General features: G+C 46.8%; 11 protein-coding genes. 7 read left to right on the top strand and 4 right to left on the bottom strand.

Annotation, left to right across the window (positions count from 1 at the left end):
- Positions 1–97 precede the first annotated feature (97 nt).
- The 6 genes from FS628_RS05740 to odhB all read left to right on the top strand — a co-directional run bounded on the left by FS628_RS05740 (position 98) and on the right by odhB (position 7,738).
- Positions 98–886, top strand: coding sequence for a DUF3891 family protein (locus FS628_RS05740; RefSeq protein ID WP_145319897.1), 789 nt, complete (start codon positions 98–100; stop codon positions 884–886).
- 230 nt (positions 887–1,116) lie between these two features.
- Positions 1,117–1,626, top strand: coding sequence for an 8-oxo-dGTP diphosphatase (locus FS628_RS05735; protein ID WP_145319895.1), 510 nt, complete (start codon positions 1,117–1,119; stop codon positions 1,624–1,626).
- A gap of 355 nt (positions 1,627–1,981) precedes the next feature.
- Complete coding sequence (locus FS628_RS05730; protein ID WP_145319893.1) at positions 1,982–2,467, top strand: GNAT family N-acetyltransferase; 486 nt, start codon at positions 1,982–1,984, stop codon at positions 2,465–2,467.
- Between the two features lie 53 nt (positions 2,468–2,520).
- The gene (locus tag FS628_RS05725; RefSeq protein ID WP_145319891.1) at positions 2,521–2,955 is read left to right on the top strand and encodes an NUDIX domain-containing protein; all 435 of its coding nucleotides are present in this window, start codon (positions 2,521–2,523) and stop codon (positions 2,953–2,955) included.
- Positions 2,956–3,587: 632 nt separating this feature from the next.
- Complete coding sequence (locus tag FS628_RS05720; protein ID WP_145319889.1) at positions 3,588–6,461, top strand: 2-oxoglutarate dehydrogenase E1 component; 2,874 nt, start codon at positions 3,588–3,590, stop codon at positions 6,459–6,461.
- Positions 6,462–6,466: 5 nt separating this feature from the next.
- On the top strand, positions 6,467–7,738 hold the full coding sequence (gene odhB, locus FS628_RS05715; protein ID WP_145319887.1) for a 2-oxoglutarate dehydrogenase complex dihydrolipoyllysine-residue succinyltransferase: 1,272 nt from the start codon (positions 6,467–6,469) through the stop codon (positions 7,736–7,738).
- 129 nt (positions 7,739–7,867) lie between these two features.
- On the opposite strand, the gene FS628_RS05710 is transcribed toward odhB, so the two are convergent.
- The 4 genes from FS628_RS05710 to FS628_RS05695 all read right to left on the bottom strand — a co-directional run bounded on the left by FS628_RS05710 (position 7,868) and on the right by FS628_RS05695 (position 11,610).
- The gene (locus tag FS628_RS05710) at positions 7,868–8,863 is read right to left on the bottom strand and encodes an alpha/beta fold hydrolase (RefSeq protein WP_145319886.1); all 996 of its coding nucleotides are present in this window, start codon (positions 8,861–8,863) and stop codon (positions 7,868–7,870) included.
- Between the two features lie 41 nt (positions 8,864–8,904).
- Entirely contained in the window at positions 8,905–9,882 is a 978-nt protein-coding gene (locus FS628_RS05705) for a type I phosphomannose isomerase catalytic subunit (protein ID WP_145319884.1), read from the bottom strand.
- 189 nt (positions 9,883–10,071) lie between these two features.
- On the bottom strand, positions 10,072–10,656 hold the full coding sequence (locus FS628_RS05700; protein WP_145319882.1) for a class I SAM-dependent methyltransferase: 585 nt from the start codon (positions 10,654–10,656) through the stop codon (positions 10,072–10,074).
- Positions 10,657–11,610 carry a TIGR01212 family radical SAM protein gene (locus FS628_RS05695; protein WP_145319880.1) on the bottom strand — a complete coding sequence of 318 codons (954 nt, stop codon included), beginning with the start codon at positions 11,608–11,610 and terminating at the stop codon, positions 10,657–10,659.
- 318 nt (positions 11,611–11,928) lie between these two features.
- Here FS628_RS05695 and FS628_RS05690 point away from each other — a divergent pair, with 318 nt between their 5' ends.
- Positions 11,929–12,129, top strand: coding sequence for a hypothetical protein (locus FS628_RS05690; RefSeq protein ID WP_017689675.1), 201 nt, complete (start codon positions 11,929–11,931; stop codon positions 12,127–12,129).
- Positions 12,130–12,227: the final 98 nt, after the last annotated feature.

Raw genomic sequence — 12,227 nt, 5'->3', positions numbered from 1 at the left:
AGGCCTTTCGTAAAATTGGAGCGAAAAGCAACTTATAGGAAAGTTTAACCCAATTTATGTTAAAGTCAACGTATACCATGCGGAAGGGTGACAGCATATGATCGTATATGAGAGAGAGCATGATTTTGTTTTGACCGCACAGCATGAGCATGGATTAGTAGCCGGCGAGATGGCTTCCCACTGGAAAAATGAATTGCTTGCCGATGCCGCGCATCGGGATGAGTTAGTCTTGGCGGCCAAAGAACATGATCGGGGCTGGATCGAATTGGATTCGTCACCGTTCTGGAATGATTACAGTCAATCGCCATATTCGTTTCGTGATTTTCCGCTGCGTCCGCGTTTTGTATTCTACCATAAAGGCATTGAAGAGGTTCGGCAGAAAAACCTCTATGCCGGATTATTGTGCAGCTTGATGTATACGGAGTTGTTTCAGAAAAATCTGGGGGCCAATGCTCAGGATGATGATGACATCCGAGAGTATCTGCAGGAAGAACGCGAACGTCAGTTGAGTTTGGAGAATCAGCTGGGTGGCGATGCTGAAGCGCTGAAACGAAGGCTGCAAAGCGATGTGGAAATTATGCTTTTTTGTGATCAGCTCAGTCTGTTTCTCTGTATGGAGGAACCTGGAACACCTGCTGCACGTTATGACTTTTTTGCAGAGGGACTTAGTTGTACGTTTGATGCTTGTTCCAGACAACCGATTCAGGCGGAGTGGTTATCCAATGAAAAAGTAGGCCTGTCGTTTTTCCCGTTTGATGAGGACTTTACAGTCGTTTTACCTTACAAATCGGTACCAAAGGCAAGTATCCGAAAATTCGGTATGCAACAGGCTTATCGCCGAGCTGAGTGGAAAGAACGTCGTGTGTTGATTACGGAATTGAGCTAAGAACGTCAACTTCCAAGCTTGAGGTATAAACAGCATAGAATATCACAAAACAGGCGGGCTTCTGATGTTACAGGGTGTCCGCCTTTCGTATGCATATATATTATCGTGGACGATACTACGAGAATGGTGAAAATACCGATGAATCAGAGTGGGAATAAAGAAGGAAAACACATGTTATTCCCAGAAATGTTAGTGTACAACTTAGAAAAGCACTTAGCGGGAGGACGAATATGAATACCAGAATAGAGATATTAACGATGTGTATGGTCTGGGACAAAAAGAATGATCAGGTGTTATTGATGAATCGGCCGGATCGCAAAGGTTTTCCGGGATACATCGCTCCTGGGGGGAAGGTAGATTTTCCAGAGAGTATCGTGGATGGTGCTGTGCGGGAGGTTCTGGAGGAGACAGGGCTGGCGGTGAATGAGATTACATACAAAGGACTTGATGAGTTCTGTGATCCCGAACAAGGATTGAGGTATATGGTATTCAACTATCTAGCGACTTCATTCGAGGGCGAGTTATTGCAAGATCCGCCAGAAGGCGAACTGTTATGGGTGCCTATGAAGCAGGTTTTTGAGCTGCCTATGCAGGATTGGTTTGCTGAGCGTGTTCCCCGCTTTTTTCAAAAAGGTACTTTTGAGCGGAGCGTGATCTGGGAGAAGTCATCCGGACGTACCCTGCAAGAGACTTTTATGGTGTATAGCGATTCGGTTCTTGAACAGAGTGGAGTTAGATAAGCCAAAACGGCCAGGAGGGAAAAATCATGGGATACCAGTATGCCCTGGAAGGATACATTGTGGCGACGCTTGATGGGGAATGGAAATTAATCCATGAGCATTTAAGCTTGGGTTAGGAGTAACAATAATGCCTCATAATGTATCATCCATATCTATATATTTATATCCAGATATTATGATATAATGAAGTTTACTATTTTTATGGGAGATGACTAGTCTGCGAGTAATATGTGGTTAATAGATTGAGTGAACTAGTTTGCTGGATGAAGAATGATATATTTGTAGATTCGCCATACATAGGCTTCTGCAAACAGGACGTAAATGAATATTGTACGATGAAAAGGTGGAGATTGGCATGAAATTGTCGTTCCGGATTTTGGACTGGGAAGAAGAGAGACCATATGAACTCTTATTGATGGCTGATCCTTCAAAAGCGATTGTTGATGAATACTTGAGCCGGGGTGTTTGTTTTATTGCCGAGTATGAAGGAGAGATGGTTGGGGAGTTCGTATTGTTGAAGACTCGTCCGGAGACTGCGGAGATTGTTAATATTGCCGTACAGGAAGAATTGCAGGGACAAGGTGTAGGCAAACATATGATTAAGGAAGCGATGGAAGCTGCACGTAGACTGGGCTGCCGGATTCTCGAGATTGGTACAGGCAATTCAAGCTTTCACCAATTGAAGTTATACCAACGTTGCGGTTTCCGCATTATCGGGGTCGACCGTGACTTCTTTGTGAGGCATTATGAGGAAGAGATTATAGAGGACGGTATCCCCTGTGTGGATATGATCCGTATGGCCATAGATCTGGATGCTGTTACAGAGGATGAAAAGAAATAGGAAGTATTCGCTGGAAGTAAGGTACATCTTACTGACGAGAGGAAGAGATGTAAGTGGATCGATATACACATATTGGGGTATATGGCTTGGTCGCTTGGGAGCACAAATTCCTGTTGATTCATAAGGCTCGCGGAGCATATCAGGGGCAATGGGATTTACCAGGCGGAAGGCTGGAATTTGGTGAGCAGCCAGAGGCTGCTCTTCATCGTGAGATTGAAGAAGAGACGGGCCTGACCCATCTACAATTGGTGATTAATTCTGCGGAGTCTAGTCTACTGGAATGGGTGCATCAAGGTGAGCCGGAAGAGCTGCACCATATCGGGATGTTGTATGATGTCGCTTTGACCGCAGCCAGTCAGCCGAATCATATCAAAAAGGAACCCGATGGTGAAGATTCGTTAGGCGCGGACTGGTTTACACTGGAGCAGGTTAGAGAACTGTCTCTAACGCCGTTTGCAGAGTATATGATTAGTCAAAGTAGAGCTTGAGGCGCATCATCAACTATATTGTTAACTCAACTTGTTGTTTCCAAATAAGTTGCTCGGATAGTTTATGTCTGGGCCAGCTTTTTTCTAATGTTCTCCTGAAGAAAAATCCAATGATTTGTTGAATGTGGTGCCAATTGGTTAATATTTAACTTGATGGTTTGTTTTTGCCCACAATGGACCACAATTCAATAAAGGAGGTAAAATGGGGAGCCTATGCCTATTTTGATGTAATTAAGTGTTCATTGTCCTGCTCAAGTTGCTCGATTTATTCGATTCATCTAATTTATGCATCAATTGGACTAAAAATAGGAAATGCTCCTGAGCGTAAAAGTTTATAGAATAGATATTAGAACACGGACTTCGCTTGAAAAAGAGGAGAAGGTGTAACCTTCGAACGGATCAGGACAGTATTCGACATCTGTGCGACGGTATATACAATCATTTTTTTACTATGATTTTGAAAACGCAGACAAACCTTGACGGGAGCGTCGGACTAACGTTACTACCACCAACAGCACGATTATTGGACTTCATGAAAAATTTCGCTTAAAATGTTGAACGAACGCAAATTACGGCTTAGTCAATGATTTCCGTCAAAAACTTATGACTAAATCAAGACGGAGGGAACGTCGATGACGATCGTGGAAGGCAACAAGAAGCCCTGGGAAAGTTACTATGGCCCCAATATGGGATACGTACAGGAACAATATGAATTATTCACTCAAGACCCTGGTTCGGTTACACCGGCCTATCGGGAACTATTTGAACAATGGGGTGCACCGCCGATGTCTGGCAGGGATGCACGCACAACTTCGAATTCCGGCAACGCCCAATCTGCTTCCGGAAACGTAGACATTCAACTATTACAGAAAGCGGTTACAGCGGGAAAACTGGTATGGAATATCCGTACCTATGGTCATCTTGCTGCAGACATAGATCCGCTTGGAATCAGTGAAGATACAGATACATCTTTGCTGGAACCTCAGCATTTTGAATTAAACGAAGAAGATCTGAAAGCTCTACCTGCTTCCCTGATCTGGGAAGGAGCAGATGGGCAGACAGCAACCGGATGGGATGCAATCCAACGCTTGCGTCAGATCTACACTGGTCCTATGGCCTATGAATTCAGTCATGTGCACGAAGTTCAAGAGCGTGAGTGGCTGAACCGTCGTGCGGAATCTCGGACATCACCGGCCCCGCTTACGCCGAAGGAACGCAAGAAGTTGCTGGAACGGTTAGTTGAAGTTGAGCAATTCGAAGATTACCTTCACAAAACATTTGTTGGTCAGAAACGTTTCTCCATCGAAGGTAACGATGTGCTTGTACCGATGCTGGATGAAGCAGTTCGCATCATGGCAGAAGCCGGATCAAGCCACATACTGATGGGGATGGCCCACCGTGGGCGGTTGAATGTACTGGCACATGTTTTGGGTAAACCGTACAGCAAAATTTTCTCTGAATTTCATCATGCTCCGAACAAAGACATGGTTCCATCGGAAGGTTCGACCGGAATCAACTACGGTTGGACGGGGGATGTCAAATATCACATGGGTGCCAACCGTTTTGTAAAAGACGGTGAAACCGTACAGGCCCGCCTTACCCTCGCCAATAACCCGAGCCATCTGGAGTATGTTAATCCGGTTGTACAAGGGTTTGCGCGTGCGGCTCAGGATGACCGTCGTGACCCTGGATATCCGAAACAGGACGTAACGAAAGCAGCCACCATTTTGATGCATGGTGATGCAGCATTCCCTGGAGAAGGGATCGTTGCAGAGACGCTTAACTTCAAGGCTTTGCCAGGTTATCAGAATGGCGGAACCATCCATATTATCGTCAACAATCGTCTGGGCTTCACTACAGATAGCAGTGATTCCCGTTCGACGTACTACGCAAGTGACCTTGCTAAAGGGTACGAAATTCCGATTGTACACGTGAATGCGGACAATCCGGAAGCTTGTATTGCAGCCATTCGCATGGCAGCAGAGTATCGCAATCGTTTCAAAAAGGATTTCCTGATCGACTTGATCGGTTACCGTCGTTACGGCCATAATGAAACCGATGATCCCGAAACGACGCAGCCTACCGTCTATGACAAGGTGAAGAACCATCCAACGGTAAGTCACTTGTATCAGGATCAGTTGAAGCAGGAATCGGTTATCGATGATGCTTCCATTACGAGCATTCGTGATGGAGTTATGAACAAGCTAAAAGAAGCTTATGACCAGATGAAGAAAAATGAAGTACATGAATATTACCAGCGGAAAATCAGTGAGCCGGAAGCGGTTACGATTACGCCTACTGCGGTACCGCTTGAGAATCTGCGCAGCATTAATGCTAATCTGCTGAAATGGCCTGAGAATTTCAATGTGTATCCGAAGTTGCAGCGGATTTTGCAGCGCCGGAGCACTTCCCTGAATGAAGGCGAAAAAGTGGATTGGAGCCTTGCAGAGACACTTGCATTCGCAACCATTCTGGCAGATGGCAAACCGATTCGGATTAGTGGACAGGATGCCGAGCGCGCTACATTTGCTCATCGGAATTTGGTACTGCATGACTCGGAGAACGGAGCAAAGTTCTGTCCGTTGCATCACTTGCCACAGGCAAAAGCATCCTTTGCGATCTATAACAGTCCGTTGTCTGAAGAATCCGTCGTTGGATTCGAATACGGCTATAACGTATATTCACCAGATACATTGGTCATTTGGGAAGCTCAATTCGGAGACTTTGCCAACTGTGCACAGGTTATATTTGACCAGTTTGTATCAGCGGGCCGCGCCAAGTGGTCTCAGAAGTCCAGTTTGGTGATGTTGCTGCCTCATGCGAATGAGGGTCAAGGGCCTGAGCATACAAGTGCTCGTCTGGAACGCTTCCTGCAATTGTGTGCAGAAGATAATATGACGGTTGCCAACTTGTCGAGTGCTTCCCAGTACTTCCACTTGTTGCGTCGTCAAGCCTCGTTGACTGAAACGGAAGATGCCCGTCCACTTGTGATGATGTCACCGAAAAGTCTCATTCGTAACCCGCGTGTTGCATCACCGGCTGTCGAATTCAGTGAAGGCAAGTTTGAACTTGTACTGGAGCAAGCTGGACTGGGGACACAGCCGGATCGCGTAGAGCGCATTATTCTGTGCAGTGGCAAGATTGCCATCGACCTGGAAGATGCTATTGAAAAAGATAAAGCAGATTGGTCATGGCTTCACATCATTCGAGTGGAACAGCTATATCCGTTCCCGGCAGAAGAGATCAAACGTGTCCTTGCACGTTTCAGTAATGTAAAAGAATTGGTATGGGTACAGGAAGAGAACAAAAACATGGGTGCCTGGACATACATGGAGCCTCGTCTTCGTGAAGTCGCCCCGGAAGGCACAACGGTTAGATACGAAGGTCGCCCGGAACATGCAAGTCCTTCCAGCGGTTATCAGCTTGTGCATAGTATGGAACAGCAACAGATTATTACATCTGCGTTGAAGCAAACGGCGAAGAATAATATTCCACTGGGGAGGTAACAGCTGTGAGTGAAATTAAAGTACCTGCAATGGGTGAGTCTATAACTGAGGGAACTGTATCCAGATGGATGGTTAAAGAAGGAGAAACCGTTAATCAGGGCGATGTGCTTCTTGAACTGGAAACGGATAAAGTAAATATCGAGATCAGCGCAGAAGAAAGTGGTGTGCTGGAGAAAATCATTCGTCAGGAAGGAGAGACCGTAGAGATCGGTGAAACGATCGGTACACTCTCCGCTGGATCGGGAGGAGGAAGCGGTGCACCCGCTTCCGAACCGGCAGCAACGGAAGAGAAAAAGGCTGCTGCACCTGCACCTGAAGCTCCAACACCATCGGCACCTGTTGCCGCAGCGCCAGAGTCATCTGATAGTGCCAAGACGGCTTCGCCGTCAGCTCGCAAGCTTGCACGTGAGCGTGGTATCGAGCTGGATCAGGTTCAGAGCAAAGATCCGATTGGACGGGTATACCAGGATGATGTGAAGAGCCACAGTAATCAGGCACCTGCTCCTGCTGCTCCACCTGCAACTAAAGCTCCAGCCGCACCAAGTGCTCCGGCAGCTGGAAGTTCCACCTATACCAAGCCGGTAGAGCGTCAGCGGATGTCTCGTCGCCGTGCTACGATTGCCAAACGTCTGGTAGAGGCTCAGCAGACTGCAGCCATGTTGACTACGTTTAATGAAGTAGATATGACAGCTATCATGGATGTACGTAAACGCCGTAAGGACAAGTTCAAAGAGAAACATGAGATTAACCTGGGCTTCATGTCCTTCTTCACCAAAGCGGTTGTGGGTGCTCTGAAAAAGTTCCCAACCATCAACGCAGAGATTGATGGAGAAGATGTTGTGCTCAAAAAGTATTATGATATCGGTATCGCCGTATCTGCGAAGGAAGGACTGGTTGTACCGGTTGTACGTGATGCTGATCGTCTGGGCTTTGCCGAGATCGAGAAGAGCATTGCGGACCTGGCATCCAAAGCTCGTTCCAACACACTGGCGTTGTCTGATCTTCAAGGCGGAACGTTCACCATTACCAATGGCGGAACATTTGGTTCCTTGTTGTCTACGCCAATCCTGAATACACCTCAAGTGGGTATTCTGGGTATGCATAAGATTCAGCTTCGTCCAGTGGCAATTGATGCAGAACGGATGGAGAACCGTCCGATGATGTACATCGCGTTGTCCTATGATCACCGGATTATCGACGGTAGTGAAGCGGTACGTTTCCTTGTGACCGTGAAAGAACTGCTTGAAGACCCGGAATCCCTGTTGATTGAAGGATAATCCATAAGTTATAACCTAGCTATTATTCATATCGTTTAACGAAAAGCCCCTGAACTGGAGCGCAGCGTAAGCTGTACATCCAATTCAGGGGCTTCTTGTGTTTCGTATTATTTGTTAAGGAATGACTACTTACATAGATTCAGATATCGCCGCAGCAGGGCTCGCTGCACTGCTTACTGCACGGTGGTATTCACTAGAGTCAGGTGTATTCCGCTCCAGCCAGTTCAGAACATGCTGGGCCACTTCGGTCCGATTCGTCTCATGCAACATTTCGTGGCGTCCACCCGGATACAGGTGATACTCAATATTCTCCAGGTGAAGCTTCTTATACTGGGAGACCAGATTAAGAACGCCTTTGCCATGAAGTCCAACAGGGTCTTTCTCGCCTGAGAACAGATATACGGGTTTATGTTTGGGTATGCGCTCCATATTGTGTGGGAGATGGACTTCGAGCAGCAATTTGAAGAAGTCGCGGAAAAATCCTGCTGTACAGACTGCTCCGCACAGGGGATCATCAATGAACCGTTGAACTTCTTGCGAATCCCGTGACAGCCAATCAAACGGTGTCGTCGCAGGGCGAAAAGAGCGATTGAATCCACCAAATACGATCGCGTTGAGCAGCATGCTGGGATGACTGGCCCCCTGAATGCCACACTGCAAGAATGCCAGTTTCTCTCCAAATCGTAGGAGACCGCGTCTGCCATTCGTTCCAGATAAAATAAAGGCATGGTACTGCTCATGACCAGCGTACATGAGATGCTGTACCAAGAACGAGCCCATACTGTGTCCCATTAGAAACAGGGGAACTCCGGGGTTCTCTTTGACGGCAACTTCGCCCAGATTAATCATATCACTCGCCATCCAGCGGAAAGCATCAATGCCAGCATTACCGAGCAGAGCGGTATTCTCCACGGTTTTGCCATGACCCCGATGGTCATTGGCATAGACCGCGTAGCCGTGTCTGGAGAGAAATTCGGCAAATTCGGCGTATCGGGCCGCGGTCTCACCCATGCCATGTGCAATCTGCACTACGCCCTTAACGTTACATTCCGGATCGGGAAGCCAGCGGTACACATGAATACGGGTACCTTCACTACCGACCAAGGCAAAGGTAGATTCCTGCATCTCGTGTAATTCCTCCTTCACAGGTTACATATAAAGTTGATTTATGGCAGATAAGAGCGAAGAACAGTCGTATTCCCATCTAATGTATAAGAACCCAGATTGGCTGGCAAGAGATAACATTGTCCAGCCTTCAATTCAATGTTGTCTGATTCAGCATCAGCCCACGAGAGTGTTCCAGCGCCTTCACAGACAACGAGAATTGTGAAGCTGTCAGGACTTGTGGAGAGTTCCCAACGTTCCGTTACAATCCCTTTTTCAACCACAAAATAAGGGCATTCCGCAAGTTTGAGCCATCCACCGGGAGTAGCGTTATTTGTTTTCATCGTTGAAGCACCTGCGCCCTCATAGGCCGTTACATTCAACGAATCTTCAACATGCAGTTCACGTGGCTTGCCATCCAGCCCCGGACGATTGTAATCGTAGATCCGGTACGTCGTATCCGAGTTTTGCTGGATCTCAGCGACAACTACACCTGCACAGAGCGCATGTACTGTTCCCGCAGGGATAAAGAACGTATCTCCAGCTTCAACAGGGACCTGACGGAGGGTATCCATCACTGTACCGTTCTCCAGTGCTTCTTTCAATGTTGCACGATCCACGCCGTCATTTAAGCCATAGATGATGTGTGCGCCCGGTTTCGCGTCGAGTACATACCACATTTCTGTTTTGCCAAGCTCACCAGGAGGAAGTGCCTCGTATTCATCTGTTGGATGAACCTGAACGGACAGATCATCATTACAGTCGAGCAACTTAATCAAAAGGGGGAAACGCCCACCTTTCTCAGAAACACCTTTCGTTCCGAGCCATTCGGTGCCCAGTTGTTCGCGAACTTCATCCAGACCTTTGCCAGCAAGTGCTCCATTTAATACCTTGGTTGTACCGTTGGGATGATCTGCAATCATCCATCCTTCACCAATATGTCCTTCAGGGGGCGTAAGGCCGAATTGCTCCAGAGCACGACCGCCCCACACACGTTCTTTGAATTCAGGTTGGAATTGTAATGGATATGGCGTAGACATCAGTAATCTCTCCTCTAGTATATGAAATGGTGGATCGCTTTAACCAGTCATGGGCAAGTAGTCCCCATGTACAAACAAGTGAATACGTTTGCATATGTTTATGTAGAACACAGATCGCAGTAAGAGAAAGTTAGTGATGGCTCGCCTTGCGATTGTGTCTAGTTTATTGTATTTGGTGAACAAAGGAAATTATTTTTTCTCGATTCCGATCAGGAAAGGCGAAGTTTCTCGCTGTAACTGGCGATAGATCACGACCTGTGCCTGTTCTACCGGCAGGGCAGAGGACCATTTCAATACGGCTTCCGCTTCCTGTGAGCCTCCGTCATGACCGGGGTAGAGCACAACCGTAATGATTCCGCGAGGACGTAATAGTGCCAGTGCAGCCTCAAGTGCAGCAATTGTGCTGTCTGTCTCCGTTATAATGGAGGAATCAGCACTTTCTGTAGGCAGGTATCCCAGATTGAACATAACTGCGCCCACCGCACCAACCCATGATTCAGGCACAGCTTCTGCCATTCGGTCATGGCTTAGTTGAAGCATGGAAATGGAGCCAAGCTTGGCTTCGTCATCTTGTTTTCGAATACGGGCCTGTGCCAGGGTGAGGGCTTCATTTTGAATATCGAATCCGATCACTTGACCACGTCTACCTACTTTTTGTGCCAAAAATAGCGTGTCTGCACCTGTGCCGACTGTTGCATCTATTGCCAGATCACCAGGTTGCAGACGGGAAGCAATCCACTGATGAGCACAGCTGAGAACCGAAAGAAATCCCATCTATGCTCGCCTCCAATACTTCCCTTGCCATGAATCCCGCTCTCGCAGCTCACGATCAATGGAGTTCAACACTTCCCATTTGTTCAGGGACCACATCGGCCCAATCAGCAGATTACGTGGTGCATCGCCTGTAAGGCGGTGTACGATCATTTCCGGTGGAAGCATCTCCAGTGTATCTACAATCAGCTTGATATACTCGTCCTGATCCAGAAAACGTAGAAGACCGGCTTCGTATTGCTTCACCATTGGTGTTTTGCGCATGAGATGCAGCAGGTGAATCTTGATGCCCTGTACATCCATATTGGCGACTGCCCGTCCGGTGTCCAGCATCATCTCATGCGTCTCTTGAGGCAGACCATATATGATATGTGTGCACACGCGTATATTCCGTTTGCGAAGTTTCTCAACCGCTTCTTCGTAGCACTTCGTGTCGTGCGCCCGATTAATCAAGGTTGATGTGGAATCATGGATCGTTTGAAGCCCCATCTCAACCCACAGATAGGTGCGCTCGTTCAGTTCAGCCAGATAATCCACAACATCATCTGGTAAACAATCCGGGCGAGTGGCGATAGATAATCCAACAACACCTGGTTGCTCTAGAATTTCTTCAAAATATTCACGTAACTCCTCAACCGGAGCATACGTGTTCGTATAGGCTTGGAAGTAGCCAATATAATGGGCCGTAGGCCACTTTAGGTGCTGTTTATCTCGAATCGTATTGAACTGGGTGACCAGATCTTCACGTCGGCTGCCAGCAAAATCGCCTGATCCACGCGCACTGCAGAAGGTGCAGCCACCTTTGGCAATGGCACCGTCACGGTTGGGACAGGTGAATCCAGCATCCAGCATCACTTTGAAAACCTTATTGTTAAATTGATCTCGCATCTCATAATTCCAGGTATGGAATCGTTTATCTCCCCACAACAGAGGGGGCTGTAATGCAGGTGCATTCATCTTCAGGGTACTCCTTTGGCTGTCGAATTACAGTAATCATACGTGAACAAAAATAGAAGCGCTATGCGATTTCCGTCAATGACAATCGATAGCGATTTTAGGTGTCTTCATGAACTTTTATCATTGTATCAAAAAACTGAAAAAAAAGGGAATCGAAACGCAAAAATAGGCCGTAAAATCAAGGTTTTCTCCTTGCTATAGTTTACACCTTGTGTTATATTTAAATCAACGTCAGACACCATCTAATGGGTATTATTCATCATAGCATTTGCATCAATGTTGACGTCATGGACCATACTATACCGTGAGGTGATATGAATGAATTCCCAAGTTAAAAACAAAGAATTGAATCATGTGTCTGTTGAACTGACGGCAGAAGAAGCATTGGCCTTAACAGGTGTTCGTTTTAATGGAAATCCGAAAGTGAAAGCGGCTGCAAGACAAAAAGTTCGCGATGCTTTCGAAAAGACATTTGATTTTTCACACCAAGATAAGGTAGACTATGAACTACTAAAGTAGTTGGACCCCAATTCCAAATAAATCGAAAAGGGAATCTTTGAGATTTGCCCAAAGTGGCAGATCCGAAGATTCCCTTTTCATTGCTCTTTACAATTTGC

This window comes from Paenibacillus xylanexedens (assembly GCF_007676705.1).
Taxonomy (GTDB): domain Bacteria; phylum Bacillota; class Bacilli; order Paenibacillales; family Paenibacillaceae; genus Paenibacillus; species Paenibacillus xylanexedens_C.
The sequence above is the reverse complement of the archived record's forward strand: the minus strand, read 5'-3'. Positions and strand labels throughout refer to the sequence as shown.

Coding starts and splice junctions, on each gene's coding strand:
- FS628_RS05740 (WP_145319897.1), top strand. CDS start 98: ATGATCGTATATGAGAGAGAGCATGATTTTGTTTTGACCGCACAGCAT.
- FS628_RS05735 (WP_145319895.1), top strand. CDS start 1,117: ATGAATACCAGAATAGAGATATTAACGATGTGTATGGTCTGGGACAAA.
- FS628_RS05730 (WP_145319893.1), top strand. CDS start 1,982: ATGAAATTGTCGTTCCGGATTTTGGACTGGGAAGAAGAGAGACCATAT.
- FS628_RS05720 (WP_145319889.1), top strand. CDS start 3,588: ATGACGATCGTGGAAGGCAACAAGAAGCCCTGGGAAAGTTACTATGGC.
- FS628_RS05710 (WP_145319886.1), bottom strand. CDS start 8,863: ATGCAGGAATCTACCTTTGCCTTGGTCGGTAGTGAAGGTACCCGTATT.
- FS628_RS05705 (WP_145319884.1), bottom strand. CDS start 9,882: ATGTCTACGCCATATCCATTACAATTCCAACCTGAATTCAAAGAACGT.
- FS628_RS05700 (WP_145319882.1), bottom strand. CDS start 10,656: ATGGGATTTCTTTCGGTTCTCAGCTGTGCTCATCAGTGGATTGCTTCC.
- FS628_RS05695 (WP_145319880.1), bottom strand. CDS start 11,610: ATGAATGCACCTGCATTACAGCCCCCTCTGTTGTGGGGAGATAAACGA.
- FS628_RS05690 (WP_017689675.1), top strand. CDS start 11,929: ATGAATTCCCAAGTTAAAAACAAAGAATTGAATCATGTGTCTGTTGAA.